The following is a 17,553-nucleotide window of genomic DNA, read 5'->3' as shown; positions in this document are numbered from 1 at the left end:
GCTCGTGAACACTTGAATACAGAAGATTATGGTGATTTTTAATGATGTGAAAAGATTTATGCAACGCTAGTGATTTTGTGATTTTTTGTCTGGATTTGGCAAGATTCTCAAAACCAACGAGCAATTAAGAATCGTCCCTGCAAAGTAGATCAGAAAAATTTCCTCATAGATTACATCACACTACTTTCCCCGTAATGATTATCCTCCTCCATAGTAAGAAGGCGTGAACGAATCTCGAATGATTCGCACGCCTTTTTTCTTTGGTATCGTGAAATCAGACGATCATTTCGTTCGGAATTCATGTTTGACATGGTCTTGATGTACCAAATGCAAGGCCCGCAAGGCTATCTCGAGGCAGATTCTGCGATCGGGTGAGACGTAATCTTCCCCGAGACACTCAGCGATTTTCTCCAACCGATGGTACAGGGTTTGCCGATGGATAAACAGCTTTTCGGCAGCTTCTTGCTTGGAAAGGTTGGAATCCAGATAGACACGCAGCGTGTGTACAAGCGCCGATCCGTGCTCTCCGTCATGCGATATCAAAGGGCCAAGATAATCGGTGATAAAGGTATTCAGGACGGGTTCGTGTGGGATGTAGAACAGGAGGCGAAACAAACCAAGCTCGGAAAAATAGGGACTGTTTGATTCATGGCGAAATGAAAGTGCCTGCTCCGCTTCCGCCAAATGTCTTCCTGCATCTGACAGGCGTTTGCCTGCTCTTCCTACTCCAAACCAGATTTGCATATCTGCACCCATGACCTTTAAAAAGATCCTCTTCATTTCTGTCATGGCCCTGTTCAAAAGCTGGCGATGATTCGTACACGGTTTTTTTTCGATGAGCAGAAAATAAAAGCAGTTTCCTATACAGCGAATAAAGGGACGGAAGCCCAAACGCGTGAGTATAGAACGAAAAATGGCTGTGAGGTCATGTGGAGGATGTGCTTCTGTCTGGGTGACCGCGAGTTCAAAAGACATCATGATGGTGTGGTAAATAGGTGCGCGTCCTGTGCCGGAGATGCCAAGCATGGCACGAATCTGGTCTTCCGACAAAGGGCGCTGGGCGATCAGGTCATCAAACAATCGATTTTCCATTGCCAAAGCCTGCTCTTCCACAAACATTTTTCGCATCAGGATTTGCGCTGTGGCTTGTACGGTATTGTCCAGGGTGAGGAGCAGGTACTCGTCTGCTTTGCGCTCGTACAAGACCATCCCCATATAGGCGAGAAGATGTCCCATCGCTACAACAGGCTGATAGACGATCTGCTTCTTTTCGTTTAGGCGAAGAAATTGCGTGCTGGCATCTGCAGATAATTCCGCTGAAAAATGGGTGCGCATGATGTCCACAAGCTCCGTTTGAACGGTTTGTGTTACAGGAGGAACAAAAGTGGGAGCTGCATCCGGCGTATAGAGAAATATTTGGGTCTGGACTGCTGTTTGAAAGTACTGCAACAGCTTGGGTATTCCTTTTGCTTGCAGACTGAGCTGCTGAAGCCCCCGCGAGTATGCTTCCAGATCCCGCAGGGCTTGAAGCTGTCGATTAATCAAATGCTCATGTAGATCGAGCGTGATATCGACAAATCGCACAGGCTCATGAAACACAATCAATGGGAAGTGATGATGGTCAGCCATTTCCAGCATATCACTCGGGATATGAGGGATGTAGGTGCCAAGCTCCACACACAGTCCGACCGCTTTGCGGCTGATCAGCTCTGACAGGTAAGCCAGCCTCTTTTCCTTTGCTTCCCCGAAGCCCATTCCCGTCGAGAGGATCAGCTCGCCGCCATTGAGAAACTTGCCTGTTTCGGCAGATTCGAGAATATGTACCCAACGGATCGAACGAGATAAGCCCTTGCTTCCTGCCACCACCTCGGCGCTTTGAAAAGATGGACGCCGAATCACTTCTCCTACAGATAGACGCCAGTCACTGCTCATGCAAATCCTCCTAAAAAGGCAATCATGTTATGGATAGACACTTTGTAAGATGAATGTACTGGAAGCACTAACATTTTGTCTAGTGATTAAGGTTGAAAGATTCCGATAAAATGGAAATATCAAACAAAATGAATGCAAGGAGTTGACGTGATGAGTAAAACAACAGTCACCCAGCCGCTCAAAAACTACATCGGGGGACAGTGGGTCGAATCCGAGACGACACGTTATGAGGATGTTCCCAATCCTGCAACAGGGGAGCTGCTTTCTCAGGTACCGATCTCCACCAGGGCCGATGTGGACAAGGCTGTTCAGGCAGCCAAGAATGCTTTTTCGAGCTGGAGTGAAACACCTGTCGTGGACAGGGCTCGCATCATGTTTCGCTTCCATCACTTGTTGACCAAGCATGAGGATGAATTGGCACGCATGATCACGCTGGAAAATGGCAAAAACCTGCCCGAAGCTCACGCTGAGCTCTTGCGTGGCATCGAGATGGTTGAGTTCGCCTGCGGTATGCCAACCTTGCTGATGGGGGAATCCCTGCCGAACATCGCGAGAAGCATCGATAGTCACGTCCTCCGTTTTCCACTCGGTGTCGTAGCAGGAATCACTCCCTTTAACTTTCCCGTGATGGTGCCGATGTGGATGTATCCAATCGCGATCACAGCAGGAAATACATTTGTTTTAAAGCCGTCCGAGCGTACGCCTATATCCAGTGTACGTATCGCGGAGCTGTTGAAGGAAGCCGGTTTGCCGGACGGGGTCTTCAATGTGGTCAACGGAGCGCATGACGTCGTCAACGGATTGCTGGAACACCCGGACGTGAAGGGGATATCCTTCGTTGGCTCACAACCTGTCGCAGAATACGTATACAAGACCGGAGCGGCTCACGGGAAGCGCGTGCAGGCCTTGGCCGGAGCGAAGAATCATCATCTGGTCATGCCGGATACAGACTTGCGGCGTGCAGCCAAAACCATTGCCAGCTCCGCATTTGGCTGTGCAGGTGAGCGCTGTATGGCTGCCAGTGCCGTCGTCGCGGTTGAGGATATTGCCGATGAATTGGTTCAACTGCTCATCGAGGAATCCAATGCCCTTGTGATGGGCAATGGCCTGGAAGAGGGGGTCGACCTGGGCCCTGTCATCCGGGATTCTCATCTGTCCAAGGTGCATGACTTTATCGAAAAAGGAATGGCGGCAGGAGCCGATCTGGTTCGCGATGGACGTGAGGATGCGAAGGAAAAAGAAGCGGGCTACTTCCTCGGCCCAACCATCTTTGACAAAGCAGATGCAGAAATGGTTATTGTACGTGACGAGATCTTTGCGCCGGTATTGAGCATCATGCGCGTCAAAAACTTCGATGAAGGACTGGACACGATCAGTCGCTCCCGCTATGGAAATGGAGCTACAATCTACACCAATAACGGGAAGTGGGGGCGTGAATTCGTGCAGCGCGTGGAAGCGGGGATGGTCGGGGTCAATGTAGGCGTGCCAGCACCAATGGGCTTCTTTGCCTTTACCGGTTGGAAGCAATCCTTTTACGGTGATTTGCATGCGAACGGAAAAGATGGGGTCGAGTTTTTCACGAAGAAAAAGACCGTTACCTCTCGTTGGTTCGAGGATGGAGATACAAGCATTGGCTCACAAAAAGTATTTGTCAAGTAATCGGTCTCATATCAAAAGGGGGAATCCAAAATGGAACAAGAGCAGCTGACGAAATCGTACGATAAGGAAAGTTTGCTTGAGTCTGACAGGGCGCATATGTGGCATCACATATCGCCCTACAACCCCAATCCCATGATCGCTACGGAAGCGAGTGGCTCCTGGATCACCGACATCGACGGCAATCGCTACCTGGACGGCATGTCTGGCTTGTGGTGTGTCAATATTGGCTACGGGCGAAAGGAGCTGGCCGATGCAGCGTATGAGCAGCTAAAACAACTGGCGTATTTTCCGCTGACCCAAAGCCATGTTCCTGCCATTCGCCTTGCTGAAAAGGTCAGTGAATGGCTGGGCGAGGAGTATCGCATTTTCTTCTCCAACAGCGGTTCTGAAGCAAATGAAGTTGCCTTTAAATTGGCCAGACAATATCACCATCAAAATGGCGAGCCAGGACGTTATAAATTCATTTCCCGTCATCGCGCTTATCACGGCAATTCGATGGGATCACTGGCCGCTACCGGGCAGGCTTTGCGCAAGGAAAAATACGAGCCCTTGGCACCTGGCTTTCTGCACGTACCGCCACCGTACTGTTATCGCTGTCCAGTCGGAAAAACCTACGGGGATTGCAGCCTGGAATGTGCGCAATTCTTTGATCAGGCGATCAACTGGGAAGGCGAAAAAACGGTTGCTGCTGTCATCATGGAACCGACGATCACAGGTGGAGGTGTGATCGTTCCACCGCCTGAATACATGCCAAAGGTACGTGAGATTTGCGACAAATACGGTGTTTTGTTGATTGTAGATGAGGTTATTTGCGGTTTTGGTCGTTCTGGACAAAAATTTGGTCATCAAAACTTTGGGATCAAACCAGATATTGTCACGATGGCGAAGGGCATCACCAGTGCTTACCTTCCGCTTTCGGCGACAGCTGTCCGCGCTGAGATCGCGGACTCCTTTAAGGAACAGGGTACCAATCAGCATTTCCGTCATGTCAACACGTTTGGGGGCAACCCGGCTGCCTGTGCCCTGGCTCTTAAAAATCTGGAGCTGATGGAAGAAGAGCAACTGGTTGAGCGATCCGAACAATTAGGGGCAGAGCTGCGAGCCAAGCTTGCTTTTTTGGCTGACCATCCCAATGTCGGCGATATCCGCAGCTTTGGCTTCATGATGGGAATCGAAATGGTGGAGAACAAACAGACCAAGGAAGCAGCAGCACCTGCCAAATTGGCGCAAATCATTGCAGAATGCAAGAAGCGTGGCCTGATTATCGGGCGCAATGGCGACACGGTTCCCGGCTTCAACAACGTGCTGACCTTGTCTCCTCCGTTCTCCACAACCAGTGATGATCTTGACTTTATTGCTCACGTAATGAAAGAAGCATTCGAGACTCTCGGATGACCGATGAGACACAGCGTCAATCGCGTTTGGATTGATGCTGTGTTTTGTTTTACACTATCGGAAAGTGTTGAGTGCGCTAAAGCGCTAAAAAGATTAGCGGAAGATAGTATAAGTGCAACTAAGGCTCCGCCAAAAGCTTGGCGTAGCCAAGTTTTCTAACACAACTGGGCTTCGCCACAGAGCATGGCGTTGCCAACTTTTCTAATTGGGTAGCTCCCTTCTGTAATTTCATAGCATAATCCTGTACACTAACAATGAAACCATGAACAGAGTAACAGGAGGGGCGAGATGAAATGTATTTGTGTATTTGCAGGCTCCAATCCAGGAGCAAAACCAGAATTCAGCCAAGCGGCAGAAGAGTTGGGGAAAGAATTGCTCGCCCGCAAACTTGACTTGGTGTATGGCGGCTCCAAAATGGGATTGATGGGGAGAGTAGCCAACGCGGTATTAAGCGGTGGAGGATGTGCGATTGGCGTGATGCCAACCGGACTGTTTCGAGGTGAAATCGTCCACACCAATTTGACGGAGTTGCACGAAGTGACTTCGATGCATGAAAGAAAGGCCAAAATGAATGAATTGGCAGATGGCTTTATCGCGCTACCCGGAGGCTACGGCACGTTTGAGGAAATTTTTGAAGTCGTAAGCTGGGGGCAAATCGGCATTCACGGTAAACCGATTGGCTTGCTGAATGTAGAAGGGTTCTACGATCCGGTCATGGAAATGGTACAACATGCGACAGAAGCGGGATTCATACCAAAGACAGCGACCCCACTCCTGTTGTGCGAAAGCGATCCTGCTGTTCTGTTAGATCGTTTGCGGGACTATACACCTCCTGAAAAGGTGAACAAGTGGTCCGAACTATCTGAGAAATAAACGAGTTTTCTGGCTTGTATATGTCAGGCTTTACAGGCAAAACCTACTACGTGATTGGTCATGAGCCAATGGGAATTGTAGAAGAGGTGGGAACGGAGGTAACCAAAGTCAAGAAAGGGGATCGGGTGGTTATTCCGTTCAACGTAGCTTGTGGTGAGTGATTCTATTGCCAGCATGAATGGGAGAGCCAATGCGATCCTTCCACGAATATTTGAGAGTTCCTTTTGCCAACTTTACTTCTTTTGTCATTCCCGAATCGTGTGAGCTGGAGGATGAATTTCTCCTCTTCCTGTCCGATGTATTGCCAACTGCCTATTGGAGTGTCATCAACGCAGGTGTGAAGCCAGGAGACTGTGGTCGTTTTAGGCTCGGGTCCCATCGGGTTGATGGTGCAAAAATTCGCCTGGCTGGGAGGAGCCAAACGCGTTATTGCCGTTGATTATCTCGGCTATCGTTTGGAGCATGCCAAGAAAACCAATCAAGTCGAGATCTTTGATTTTACGCAATACGAGGATATGGGTGAGCATTTGAAGGAGATCACGCAGGGAGGCGCAGATGTCGTCATTGATTGCGTGGGGATGGATGGCAAAAAATCTCCCTTGGAATATGTTGCCCAAAAAATGAAAATCCGAAAGCTATGAAAACAAGCAGTTTCTCTCGATAAGTTGGGAGAAACTGCTTTTATTGTTGCTGCTGACTATAAATCAGCTGGACTGAGCAGCAATGCAAAAGAGTTAAGATTTCCTTGCAGCTCCTTTTGCGAGGCAAGGGAAAAACCCTCGATGTGAAGCGCCATCGTCTCTAAAAAAGACGACAAACTTCCCGTATCGGTATCCGCAAAGCGATTGGGAAGATCCAGGTTCTTTAATTCAGTCAAAATGTCCTTTTGTTCCTGTCGGTATTGGTTGACCCATTCGGGATGATGGCGAAGCTTTTTGGCAAACTGAATCAGGAAGCTTCCTGAGTTTTCACCATTCCGAATCGCCTCCTGCATGCCGGCATAGGCAGACGGGTCAAATCGCTTCATCAATTGGGAAGCATTCACGTAGTCATCGGGTGCTCCTTTTGGTCTGGTCTGAAGCTCTACATACGTTACAGAGCCAGTGGTCGGGTCTACTTTTCGAGTCGTAGAGACGGCAGCCAACAGCTTCATGGTATCCATGAACTTACTAGCTTCGTCTTCTGCCATATAATGCTCTGAAAGATACCTGGCTTTGGCCAAACCAGCTTCTCGCAATGCTACACGTTCTTCGTCCTGAATATCCCGATTCGTAGCAAAAAAGTTGGACTCCAAGATCTGGTAGGCAGCTTTGCTGACACTGCCTGCTTTGCCTGACAAAATCTCATCCAACGTCTCGTTGATTTCTACGTTGAAGAAAAAACGCGGTGTTTCGTGTACGATGGCTCCTTCAGGGAGCTCTCTTGCTGTGGCTGCGCTCAATTCGATCGTATCATGGTGGCGTACAAGCGGGAGATGGCCTGTGCTAATGGTGGGGATTATGTTCTTCTCCAATCCTGAGGGAAGAGTTGGGACGAGTTGCCCACGTTCCGTTTGAATACGCATGCGTAATTCTCCTTGAACAAAATAATAGATGAGATTACTTTTTCTTACTATCGGTTTTTTACCAATATTTGTTTAATGCTTTGTTATTTTCATTGAATACTTGAAAACCTTATTGACACCAACCGGTACATAATGGTAGCGTAAGGAAATATATTACCAAGTAACTTGGTAGGAATAAAAGTCATATATCTTGTCTTCATAAAATGGGGGTACTGAACACATGAAACCACAAAAACGATTGCTTCAACTAAGTGCAGCGGCTGTGCTGACAGCAGCCATCTCCTTTCCATATGCTGCAAACGCTCAAGGATCGACTCAAGCCGCACATCCGATAGCAGTCTTGTCAGTGAGTCCAGCGAATGTAGCAAAGGCTGATTATACCAGCTACGTCACGCAACAATATGGAGTCAAGCTGTCTGGAACGGTAACAAGAGACCAGTTTGCAACGGCTTTGTCGAAAGTCGTGGCAAGCACAGGGAGCCAAGCAGCAGCAATGCCCGCAGGAGGCAGCAAGCTGGCAGCTTGGGAGGCAATCAGCGCAGCAGTGGTGGCAGCCGAGCAAAAAGAGCTGGCCGCTACATACAGTGAGGATAAAGTAACAGCATCCTGGGCCAAAGCTGGCTTGAGCTACCAAAAAGGGGGAAGCCTCTCGCTTGCGGCAGCTCAGGATCTGGCAGTAGCGATTGATCTGGGATTGGTCAAAACGGATGTCATCGCTTCCGTGAAAGCAACCGGAGACGTAACCGCCGAGTTGGCCTACCAATTGTTGGGGAAAGTAGCAGAATTCAAAGGACACTATCAAAACTACCTGGGTACGATCGCATCTGAAGATATCTATGGCAAAGTGGTACAAGCCTGGAACGAGCTGCAAATTATCAAGGCAGGAGAGCTGCAGCAGCTGGTGGACGAGATTCTGAAGCAAGATTTGATCACAGGCTACAATCTCAAGGATGCGGCTTTCGACCCGCGTTTTGATCCAAAGCGTACCATCACGTACGGTCACAGTGATATCGTACATGCCATTCAGCTGATCGGTCTCTTGAAGAGTGAAGGCATCGACGCAAAAGTGCAGCTGGAACCCAAAACATCTGCATTTATCTACCTGAAAGAGTGGGGCGAGCCTGTACAAACGGACGATTATCAAGTGGTTCAGATCGAGAATGGAAACTACATCGCATACTCCAAAGAATATGATTTGAGCTTTGAGTTTGCTTCACAGGAAGATAAGGAGCGCTTCCAGCCGCTCGTCCTGCAATATGCCAAAAAGAATGAAGAAGATGCGACAGGTCTGCTAAGAGGCTCCTGGTGGCAGCCTCTCTACTATTCATTGACTGAACTGGCTGATTATCCGGTCATCACCAACAACTTTGTTCAAGATGGACGTCACATCGTTCAGACGTTTTCCTTGAATGAAGATTCGACAGCTGTGGTGAATGCTTTCAAAAAAATCGGCAAATCGGTTGAAGTGGAAACCTACCAATTCTGGGTGGATCAGCCTTTCTACAACTACTTGAAGGGTGACGACTTTAAATAAAATCGCATCATTTCTGCTTGTGTTCGGACAAATAGGAGCGAAGCCCACGCATGAGCATTTCCTGAATCACTTCATCCTGCGTCTTGTGATTGACGAGAGAGCGGATAAGCTCCAGCTCTGCAATCAGCTCAGAATTGAGATAGAGATGGATTGTCTCCCCTGACTTTGGTGCAACGATCTCGACGTGGTCAGAATAGGTTCGTACGGTTCCTGTAATCATCATTTCCTCGCCGAGCAGGGTGGGAGACGGGATAAACAGACAAGGGGCTTCCAATATGATATGGGTCAGTTCTTCGCTAAAACGAATAGCGAGAGGCTGGCCCTTTTTTTTGTGAAAATCGCGAATTTGTCGCGAGATTTCTTGGTTTGCAAGATCGTTTTTCATGGTGATCTCAGCCAGTTCCATAAGTCCTCCTTACGGGAGCAGCAGTTTGTCTTCGGTGATCTGGCTCAAAACCTCTCCCGTTGCTTCAAGCTGAACTTGATAAATAAAACAAAGATCAACACGGCTGACTGATGTAACTAAGGCATGCACCATACATGTACCTTGTTTGAGCTTGACCCGATCCAACACCTCATAGCGGGGAACAAGAAAGCCTTTTTCGTAGAGAAAGCGCAGCGTTTCTTCCCGTGGATACAGAAACCGTTTGTTTCCCTGTTTATTGACGAGAAGGGGGAAGGCTTGTCGCTCATCGATGACCTCACCCAGCTGACCGCTGTCCGCCCAGCGCTTGATTGTCGCCATACTGCCTTTCCGACCCTGTCTGGCTTCCAGAAGGTCCAGAATCTCCCGAGAGGACAAGTATGTCAAGCGTTGCTTCAGCTGAGCGGCATGCTCCTCCCGCTCCTTTTCCAAATGAGCAATTTGGGTAGTGGCTTCCTGGATCTGAAGCTGCAACTGCGTGATTTCCCCATCATAGTCTCTCATGGTTCTCATGTTCACCTCCGCAGGGTTCCTTACACCATATTCAGGGCTGAAATCATTCATGCCACCTCTCCGTTTTTGATATCGCACCTTCCACATCCCTTTTGAAATGAAAAAATCATAAAACCGTTTAATCCTACATTGATTAATAGCAAGCATGGTTTTCCAGAACTGGTAAGGAGGTAGTTGCGTGATGAGCGTCCCGCACCACATTCAGGCAAATTTTCGGGAAGTGGTACCTGCATTAAAAGCGAAGGAAGCAATCGATGAAGCGAATCGCTGTCTCTACTGCTACGATGCCCCCTGTATCAAGGCCTGTCCCACTTCGATCGACATTCCGAGCTTTATCAAAAAAATAGCCTCGGGCAACCTGCTCGGTTCAGCACGTACCATCATGGATGCCAATCCGGTCGGGGCCAGCTGCGCTCGCGTGTGCCCTACAGAGGAGCTGTGTGAGGGAGCCTGTGTACTCAACCACGCTTCTGGATCACGCGCCATCATGATCGGTCTTTTGCAGCGTCATGCGACCGACTGGGCAATCGAGAGCAAGGCATCCCTGTTTTCAAAAGGTGAAGATACGGGCAAGCGAGTGGCCATCGTTGGGGCAGGACCAGCAGGGTTATCTGCAGCACGTGAGCTGGCAAGGCTGGGGCATCAGGTTACGGTATTTGAAGCGAAAGAAAAGGCCGGTGGCTTGAATACGTACGGAATTGTCTCATTTCGCCTGCCGCAGTCCATATCCTTATGGGAAGCAGAACAGATTGAGTCATTGGGCGTGGAGTTTCGGACGAATACGCAGGTAGGCGTAGATATTGCTCCCGCCGAGCTGCTAGCGAATTATGACTCGGTGCTGCTGGCAACGGGCATGGGCTATGTGCCTTCCCTGCAAATCGAAGGCGAGAACCTGGAGGGGGTACTGGACGCGATCGCACTGGTGGAGGAAACCAAAACCAAGCCGCTGACAGACACAATGATGGGAAAGAAAGTCGTCGTCATCGGGGCAGGAAATACCGCCATCGATGCCGCTACCTGTTCCAAGCGGCTGGGAGCCGAGCAGGTTCAGATTTTGTATAGACGCACGGAGCAAGAAATGACCTGCTACGAATTTGAATACGAATTTGCCAAGCAGGATGGGGTGGAATTCCGCTGGCTCGTCGCTCCCGTACGCATTTTGGGAGAGAATGGTCGCGTAACTGGACTGGAACTGATGCGGATGCAGCTGGGAGAACCGGACGAAAAAGGGCGCAAGCGTCCTGTTTCTATTCCAGATAGTCAGTTTGTGATCGAAGTGGATGCTGTTGTAAAGGCCATCGGTCAAACACGCTACCTGGAGCTGATCGAATCGTTTGGCATGGAGCACAAAAATGGAATCGTCACCATTGAAGACGGTACGTATCGCACCTCCAACCCCAAGGTATTCGCTGCAGGCGATGTGATTTTCGGTGGAGGAAAGACAGATGCGATGGTGGTGGATGCGGCCAACCACGGGAAACGGGCAGCAGCCGCGATTCACCAGGCACTGAATGATTACACCCTTCAGGTGTAAGAGAGACATGGATGACGAGATGGGAGCAGGAATGGAAGGAAGCGCGAATAGAGACAAAAATGGAGGAGACTGATTATGGCTGATCTCAGCATCAATCTGGCGGGTATTCAATCCCCCAACCCGTTTTGGCTGGCATCCGCGCCACCGACCAACTCCGGCTATCAAGTGCAGCGGGCATTTGAGGCGGGCTGGGGTGGCGCAGTCTGGAAAACCTTGGGCGAACCCATTATCAATGTGACGTCCCGCTTCGCCGGGCTGCATTACGGCGGCCAGCGTGTGGTAGGGTTTAACAATATTGAATTGATTACAGACAAACCGCTTGAAGTGAATCTGCGAGAAATGGATGAGACGAAAAAGCGCTTCCCCAAGCATACGCTGATCGCATCCTTGATGGTGGAACACAAGCAGGAAGCCTGGCATGAGATCGTCAAAAAGGTGGAGGCAATCGGGGTGGATGGGCTTGAGCTGAACTTTGGCTGTCCACACGGTATGGCCGAACGCGGTATGGGCTCAGCTGTCGGTCAGCACCCGGATTTGATCCGTCAGCAAGTGGAATGGGTAAAAGAAGTGGCGCAGACGCCAGTCATCGTCAAGCTGACGCCGAATATCACCGACATTCGATTTACAGCACGTGCTGCAGCACAGGGTGGTGCCGATGCCATCAGCATGATCAATACGATCAACAGCCTGATGGGTGTCGATCTGGACAAATGGCTGCCGATTCCCCATGTGGATGGAAAAGGGGCGCATGGCGGATATTGCGGACCAGCCGTCAAGCCCATCGCTCTCAATATGGTGGCAGAGTGCGCGCGCGACCCGCTCGTCGGAATCCCCATTTCCGGTATAGGCGGGATCTCGAATTGGCGTGATACGGTTGAATTTTTGCTGATGGGGGCGACTGGCGTTCAGGTATGCACGGCTGCCATGCACCACGGCTTCCGGATCGTGGAGGACATGATTGATGGGTTGAACAATTATCTGGATCAGAGGGGCATAGCCTCTGTGATGGATATCGTGGGGAAAGCCGTTCCCACCTATTCAGATTGGGGGCATCTCAACCTCAATTACAAAGTGGTTGCACGAATCAACGACGATACCTGCATTCATTGCAACAAGTGCCATATCGCCTGTGAAGATACGTCGCACCAGTGCATTGACAGGGTTCTGGATAGCGAAACAGGCAAAGAAGTGCTGGTCGTACGGGAAGAGGATTGCGTCGGCTGTAATCTGTGCTCCATCGTCTGTCCGGTGGAGGGGACGATCGAGATGGTGGAAATTCCCAACGATCAGCCACCACTCAGCTGGAATGAGCGGCAGGCTGCACTTGCTGCCGGGGGGAACAACGCCAATACAGATGCATCTGTGTAAAGGGGAATCGTCATGAACATTCAACCTCTTGCATAGCTTGTACTAGCAAAGTGGTAGGAAAGGGAGGGTGCATGGATGAAAAAATGGATTCGCGGTGGGACGATCGTGACGGCTGCTGATACGTATCAGGCTGATGTGCTGATTGACGGAGAGCAAGTCGTCGCCATCGGCAAGGAGCTGCACGTGGAGGATGCAGAAGTGGTCGATGCGAGCGGCTGCTATTTGTTGCCGGGAGGAATCGATCCACACACCCATCTTGACATGCCTTTTGGCGGCACAGTCACGTCCGATGACTTCTTTACCGGAACCAAAGCGGCAGCATTTGGCGGAACGACCAGTGTCATTGACTTTTGCCTGACCAATAAAGGGGAATCACTCCATCAGGCGATTGCGACCTGGCATGAGAAAGCAAAAGGCAAAGCTGTCATCGACTACGGGTTTCACCTGATGATCTCGGATGCCAACGACGATGTCTTGAAGGAGCTGGAATCCGTCGTCACTGCTGAAGGGATCACATCCTTGAAGGTTTTCATGGCATATAAAAATGTCCTGATGGCCGACGACGAGACGTTATTCAAGACCTTGATCCGCGCCAAGGAGCTCGGGGCAATGGTTCAAGTGCATGCGGAGAACGGGGATGTGCTGGATTATTTGATCAAGCAGGCGCTGGAACAAGGAAATACTGATCCGATCTACCATGCCTATACACGGCCGCCAGAAGCAGAAGGGGAAGCGACAGGACGCGCGATTGCCCTTACAGCACTGGCAGATGCACAGCTCTACGTCGTGCACGTATCGTGTGCGGATGCTGTCAGAAGAATTGCAGAGGCGCGTGAAAAAGGCTGGAATGTGTACGGCGAGACGTGCCCGCAATACCTGGTGCTGGATATCAGCGACCTGGATCGCCCGGATTTTGAGGGTGCGAAATACGTCTGGTCACCCCCGCTGCGCGAGAAATGGAATCAGGATGTCTTGTGGAGTGCATTGAAAAACGGCATCTTGCAAACGGTTGGCTCCGATCATTGTCCGTTTAACTTTGCCGGACAGAAAGAGCTCGGTCGAAAAGACTTTACCAAGATCCCAAATGGTGGCCCGATTATCGAGGATCGCATGACGCTGCTCTTCTCTGAAGGTGTCAGAAAAGGCAACATCAGCCTGAATCAATTCGTTGATATCACTTCCACCAAGGTTGCCAAGCTGTTCGGGATGTTTCCACAAAAAGGGACCATCGCAGTGGGTTCGGATGCAGACATCGTCCTGTTTGATCCGACCGTGAAACGCACGATTTCCGTTGAAACGCATCATATGAATGTCGATTACAATCCATTTGAGGGTATGGAAGTGTACGGAGAGGTTGTCTCGGTTCTGTCGCGTGGGAGCTTCGTTGTGCGCAACAAGGAATACGTCGGTCACGCTGGAGCGGGGAAATTTGTGAAAAGAAGTAAGTTTTCCAGACCGTAGCGCCGATATCGATCAGCTAGGGAGGGAATGGTCGGTGGTAAACAAGGTGAAAATTGGATTGATTCAGGCCAAAAATGATGTGCACGGCGATGAACCAGTTCAGGTTCATAAGGAGAAAGCCATTGAGAAGCACTTTGCTTTGGTGAGAGAAGCGGCAGCCAAAGGAGCCCAGATCATCTGTCTGCAGGAAATCTTTTATGGACCGTATTTCTGCGCCGAGCAAAACACGAAATGGTACGAAGCAGCGGAAGAGGTGCCTGGGGGACCAACCGTACAGCAGTTTAGCGACTTGGCACGAGAGCTGGGTACGGTGATCATACTCCCCGTGTATGAACGGGTTGGCATCGGAACGTATTACAATACAGCGGCCGTGATTGATGCAGATGGAACCTATCTGGGCAAGTATCGCAAACAGCATATACCTCATGTGGGCGTAGGTAGTGAAGGATGCGGCTTCTGGGAAAAGTACTACTTCAAGCCCGGCAATCTCGGCTACCCGGTATTTGAGACGGCATTTGCCAAAGTAGGTGTCTACATTTGCTACGATCGTCATTTTCCAGAAGGAGCACGTCTGCTCGGGTTGGCTGGTGCGGAGATCGTCTTCAACCCATCTGCTACCGTAGCGGGACTGTCCGAATATCTGTGGAAGCTGGAGCAGCCTGCTCATGCGGTCGCGAATGGCTATTACGTGGCTGCCATCAATCGCGTAGGCATGGAAGCGCCATGGAACATGGGAGAATTCTATGGTCAGTCTTATCTGGTTGACCCGCGCGGACAGTTTGTCGCGGTGGGCAGCCGGGATCAGGATGAAGTGATAGTGGCAGACATGGATAAGAACATGATTCATGAAGTACGAGATACATGGCAATTTTATCGCGATCGCAGACCGGAAACATACGACGACATGGTCAAACTGCTGCCGTAAGGGGGAGGGAGGTGCTTGCAGGCGCCTCCTTCTTTTCTACTATCAGAAAGTTTAACTGCGCTAAAGCGCTAAAAGAGTAGAGGAAGCTAGGAAAGAGCAACTAAGGCTCGACCAAAAGCTTGGCGAAGCCAAGTTTTCTAAGCATAAGCCAAGGGTACGTGAGGAGAATTGAAATGAGTAAGATGAAAGTGGTCTTTCGAGGCGTAGAGCATGGGGAAGCCATGCTGGTCATTGACGCGCAGCGATACAGCCGGGAAGAACGGCGGCATTTTATCAACGGTGCAAGTGCCAAAGCTGTTTTCGGATCGGGTGTCTATCTGGTGAGCAATCCGGAGGTAGCTGCCCACTATGCCATCTGTCATGCCGAAACGACATGGGACAAGGCTGCCGTCTTGCAGCAGAAGCTGCTCGTTTCCCGATTGTTTGTATTAGATCGGCAGTACGGTGAAAATGAGCTGCGTCGGGATGCATTGGCTGCCAGGCATACCAATCAGGAGTTAGTTGGCTTGCAGGAGAAAATGACCTACCAGGAATGGCTGGAGTGGACCGGTGGAGAAGTGCGTTCTTTTTTACTGGATAAAGGGTATCAGGGAATACAGTATGAGATATCTCCTGAACTGACGTACTATATTTGCTACCAATCCGATTCCTGTATTACAGATATTACGTTGTATGCAATACTCGATTTGCAGAGCTTTGAATGAGAGCAAAGGGAAGCATGTTCATCTTGAAAGAACATCACTTCATCCATAAAAAAACCGGTCGCCCTTCATGCTTCCAAGTGGCAGACTGGTTTTTTGTTTTGACCGAAACGGATGGAAGATCTTCTATTTCTCTGCATGGGACATGGAATGAATGAGGCAGATGAGTCTTTTAAAGCCCTCCCGCAACTGTTGCTCGTTGAGATAGGAGTAGCTCACTCGTATCCAGGATTTGAGCTCCCTCTGCGGATCACAGATCGATCCAGGCACAAAGGTGATGGATTGTTCGATGGACTTGGTCAACAGTTCTTCCATCGGGATCGAGTCAGGTAACTGGATCCACAGATTGAAGCCGCCTGTTGGGCTGGACCATTTCCAGCCGGTGAGAGACAATTCTTCCTCCAGAATATCCTTGCGCACAGCCAGTGCAATCCGAAGTTTTGCCAAATGCTGTTGCATCCGTTCTGAAAAAAAGTAGTGTAAAAAGATTTTTTGATTGAGCAGAGGTGCACCACTGTCGGATAAGGATTTGGCTCTGATGAAATAGTTCATGAACGATGGTCGGCAAGCCACGGTAGCGATGCCAAGGCCTGGAGCAATGTATTTGCTGAAGCTGCGCAAGTAAATGACATATCCGGCCGTATCATAGGAAAATAGCGGTAAGGGTGGCTGTTCGTTAAAATAAATATCCCGGTACGGGTCGTCCTCGATCAACAAGCAATGATATTTTTCCGCAAGCTCGACCAAACGCTTTCGCTGCTCAGCGGGAACGGTACAGCCCGTTGGATTGTGAAAGGTAGGATTGAGATAAAAGAGGCGAGGCTTGTATTGTTTCATCGCGGTTTCGACTTGATGCAAATCATAGCCGTGCGGATGGATGTCGACTGAAACGATGACAGCTCCCTGTCTTCTGAAAACATCAATAGCCGGGCTGTAGGTGGGTCTCTCCATCAAAATGACGTCTCTTGGTTTGATCAGGACTCTGGCGACCAAATCAATCGCCTCTTGGGAGCCGGATGTGATCAATAGTTCTTCCGCAGACACGTAGAAGTGATAGTGCTTGGCAAAATAACGGCAAAGAGCTTCTCGAAGCTCCTGATCTCCCTGTGTGGTAGAGTAGGTGCCCAGTACTTTCGGATAAAGGTCAAACACTTTCTTCACGTATTCGGAAAAATAGAGGTTTGGCAATAGATTAGGGTCGAGCAAGGCTTTGGAAAATTGAAAGGCTGCCTCAACCTGATGGATTTCGGAGAGATGGCTGTCGTGTACGTAGGCAGAAACAATCGGATCATGCAGTGTATTCATGGACAGCAAGCCGCTCGGTTGCACGTAATAGCCGGATTTGTCCTTTACGTACACATAACGATTTTCTTTTAGCAATTGGTATGCTTTAAAGACGGTTAACCGATGCACATTGAATTCTGTGGCCAGCGTTCGAACGGAAGGAAGCTTCTCGTGTGCTTGCCATTCTCCCCGGCGGATACGCTCCAGAAGATAGTCATAGATTTGTTCAAAAAGCTTATCGGAATGGATGTTGGACAGGATTTCTCGTCTCATGCAAGCTCCCCCCCTTCTTCAAATATAGAACATCGTTGCCATCACTAGCGTTGCATAAATCTTTTCACATCATTAAAAATCACCATAATCTTCTGTATTCAAGTGTTCACGAG

General features: G+C 49.7%; 14 protein-coding genes and 1 pseudogene. 10 read left to right on the top strand and 5 right to left on the bottom strand.

Annotation, left to right across the window (positions count from 1 at the left end; all coding sequences use genetic code 11):
* Window positions 1-282: 282 nt before the first annotated feature.
* Complete coding sequence (locus JZI27_RS23155) at window positions 283-1,932, bottom strand: PucR family transcriptional regulator (RefSeq protein ID WP_280209504.1); 1,650 nt, start codon at window positions 1,930-1,932, stop codon at window positions 283-285.
* 150 nt (window positions 1,933-2,082) lie between these two features.
* Between JZI27_RS23155 and JZI27_RS23150 the strand changes: the two genes are divergently transcribed.
* From JZI27_RS23150 to JZI27_RS23135, 4 genes and pseudogenes are all read left to right on the top strand, one after another.
* The gene (locus JZI27_RS23150; RefSeq protein ID WP_280209502.1) at window positions 2,083-3,591 is read left to right on the top strand and encodes a CoA-acylating methylmalonate-semialdehyde dehydrogenase; all 1,509 of its coding nucleotides are present in this window, start codon (window positions 2,083-2,085) and stop codon (window positions 3,589-3,591) included.
* A gap of 30 nt (window positions 3,592-3,621) precedes the next feature.
* Window positions 3,622-4,986: an aspartate aminotransferase family protein gene (locus tag JZI27_RS23145; protein ID WP_280209501.1), complete on the top strand. Its 1,365-nt coding sequence runs from the start codon at window positions 3,622-3,624 to the stop codon at window positions 4,984-4,986.
* Window positions 4,987-5,274: 288 nt separating this feature from the next.
* Entirely contained in the window at window positions 5,275-5,859 is a 585-nt protein-coding gene (locus tag JZI27_RS23140) for an LOG family protein (RefSeq protein WP_122909327.1), read from the top strand.
* Between the two features lie 47 nt (window positions 5,860-5,906).
* Window positions 5,907-6,491 (top strand): annotated as a pseudogene (locus tag JZI27_RS23135) (zinc-binding dehydrogenase); the annotation flags it as partial.
* 65 nt (window positions 6,492-6,556) lie between these two features.
* On the opposite strand, the gene JZI27_RS23130 reads toward JZI27_RS23135, so the two are convergent.
* The gene (locus JZI27_RS23130; protein ID WP_280209499.1) at window positions 6,557-7,423 is read right to left on the bottom strand and encodes a hypothetical protein; all 867 of its coding nucleotides are present in this window, start codon (window positions 7,421-7,423) and stop codon (window positions 6,557-6,559) included.
* Between the two features lie 220 nt (window positions 7,424-7,643).
* Here JZI27_RS23130 and JZI27_RS23125 point away from each other — a divergent pair, with 220 nt between their 5' ends.
* The gene (locus tag JZI27_RS23125) at window positions 7,644-8,957 is read left to right on the top strand and encodes a hypothetical protein (RefSeq protein WP_280209498.1); all 1,314 of its coding nucleotides are present in this window, start codon (window positions 7,644-7,646) and stop codon (window positions 8,955-8,957) included.
* A gap of 7 nt (window positions 8,958-8,964) precedes the next feature.
* On the opposite strand, the gene JZI27_RS23120 is transcribed toward JZI27_RS23125, so the two are convergent.
* Both JZI27_RS23120 and JZI27_RS23115 read right to left on the bottom strand, forming a co-directional pair.
* Window positions 8,965-9,363: a hypothetical protein gene (locus JZI27_RS23120; RefSeq protein WP_122909324.1), complete on the bottom strand. Its 399-nt coding sequence runs from the start codon at window positions 9,361-9,363 to the stop codon at window positions 8,965-8,967.
* Window positions 9,364-9,372: 9 nt separating this feature from the next.
* Complete coding sequence (locus JZI27_RS23115; protein WP_280209497.1) at window positions 9,373-9,894, bottom strand: hypothetical protein; 522 nt, start codon at window positions 9,892-9,894, stop codon at window positions 9,373-9,375.
* 181 nt (window positions 9,895-10,075) lie between these two features.
* Here JZI27_RS23115 and JZI27_RS23110 point away from each other — a divergent pair, with 181 nt between their 5' ends.
* The 5 genes from JZI27_RS23110 (at window position 10,076) to JZI27_RS23090 (ending at window position 15,886) form a co-directional block, all read left to right on the top strand.
* Window positions 10,076-11,428 (top strand): NAD(P)-dependent oxidoreductase, encoded by a 1,353-nt coding sequence (locus tag JZI27_RS23110; protein ID WP_280209506.1) that lies wholly within the window; start codon window positions 10,076-10,078, stop codon window positions 11,426-11,428.
* Between the two features lie 75 nt (window positions 11,429-11,503).
* Window positions 11,504-12,796, top strand: a complete 1,293-nt coding sequence (gene preA / locus JZI27_RS23105; RefSeq protein WP_280209495.1) for an NAD-dependent dihydropyrimidine dehydrogenase subunit PreA — start codon at window positions 11,504-11,506, stop codon at window positions 12,794-12,796.
* Between the two features lie 75 nt (window positions 12,797-12,871).
* Window positions 12,872-14,257, top strand: a complete 1,386-nt coding sequence (gene hydA / locus JZI27_RS23100; protein ID WP_251244756.1) for a dihydropyrimidinase — start codon at window positions 12,872-12,874, stop codon at window positions 14,255-14,257.
* Window positions 14,258-14,291: 34 nt separating this feature from the next.
* Window positions 14,292-15,182, top strand: coding sequence for a nitrilase-related carbon-nitrogen hydrolase (locus JZI27_RS23095; protein ID WP_280209492.1), 891 nt, complete (start codon window positions 14,292-14,294; stop codon window positions 15,180-15,182).
* Window positions 15,183-15,355: 173 nt separating this feature from the next.
* The gene (locus JZI27_RS23090; protein WP_251244754.1) at window positions 15,356-15,886 is read left to right on the top strand and encodes a hypothetical protein; all 531 of its coding nucleotides are present in this window, start codon (window positions 15,356-15,358) and stop codon (window positions 15,884-15,886) included.
* A 123-nt stretch (window positions 15,887-16,009) separates the two neighbouring features.
* Here JZI27_RS23090 and JZI27_RS23085 read toward each other — a convergent pair whose 3' ends face one another.
* Complete coding sequence (locus JZI27_RS23085) at window positions 16,010-17,440, bottom strand: aminotransferase-like domain-containing protein (protein ID WP_280209490.1); 1,431 nt, start codon at window positions 17,438-17,440, stop codon at window positions 16,010-16,012.
* Window positions 17,441-17,553: the final 113 nt, after the last annotated feature.

This window comes from Brevibacillus sp. AY1 (assembly GCF_029870785.1).
Taxonomy (GTDB): Bacteria; Bacillota; Bacilli; order Brevibacillales; family Brevibacillaceae; genus Brevibacillus; species Brevibacillus invocatus.
This window is presented reverse-complemented; position numbering and strand designations above follow the sequence as displayed.

What these genes read in the sequence shown, in the direction of transcription:
- JZI27_RS23155 (WP_280209504.1), bottom strand. Translation starts at nt 1,932, where the DNA reads ATGAGCAGTGACTGGCGTCTATCTGTAGGAGAAGTGATTCGGCGTCCA.
- JZI27_RS23150 (WP_280209502.1), top strand. Translation starts at nt 2,083, where the DNA reads ATGAGTAAAACAACAGTCACCCAGCCGCTCAAAAACTACATCGGGGGA.
- JZI27_RS23145 (WP_280209501.1), top strand. Translation starts at nt 3,622, where the DNA reads ATGGAACAAGAGCAGCTGACGAAATCGTACGATAAGGAAAGTTTGCTT.
- JZI27_RS23140 (WP_122909327.1), top strand. Translation starts at nt 5,275, where the DNA reads ATGAAATGTATTTGTGTATTTGCAGGCTCCAATCCAGGAGCAAAACCA.
- JZI27_RS23130 (WP_280209499.1), bottom strand. Translation starts at nt 7,423, where the DNA reads ATGCGTATTCAAACGGAACGTGGGCAACTCGTCCCAACTCTTCCCTCA.
- JZI27_RS23125 (WP_280209498.1), top strand. Translation starts at nt 7,644, where the DNA reads ATGAAACCACAAAAACGATTGCTTCAACTAAGTGCAGCGGCTGTGCTG.
- JZI27_RS23120 (WP_122909324.1), bottom strand. Translation starts at nt 9,363, where the DNA reads ATGGAACTGGCTGAGATCACCATGAAAAACGATCTTGCAAACCAAGAA.
- JZI27_RS23115 (WP_280209497.1), bottom strand. Translation starts at nt 9,894, where the DNA reads ATGAGAACCATGAGAGACTATGATGGGGAAATCACGCAGTTGCAGCTT.
- JZI27_RS23110 (WP_280209506.1), top strand. Translation starts at nt 10,076, where the DNA reads ATGAGCGTCCCGCACCACATTCAGGCAAATTTTCGGGAAGTGGTACCT.
- preA (WP_280209495.1), top strand. Translation starts at nt 11,504, where the DNA reads ATGGCTGATCTCAGCATCAATCTGGCGGGTATTCAATCCCCCAACCCG.
- hydA (WP_251244756.1), top strand. Translation starts at nt 12,872, where the DNA reads ATGAAAAAATGGATTCGCGGTGGGACGATCGTGACGGCTGCTGATACG.
- JZI27_RS23090 (WP_251244754.1), top strand. Translation starts at nt 15,356, where the DNA reads ATGAGTAAGATGAAAGTGGTCTTTCGAGGCGTAGAGCATGGGGAAGCC.
- JZI27_RS23085 (WP_280209490.1), bottom strand. Translation starts at nt 17,440, where the DNA reads ATGAGACGAGAAATCCTGTCCAACATCCATTCCGATAAGCTTTTTGAA.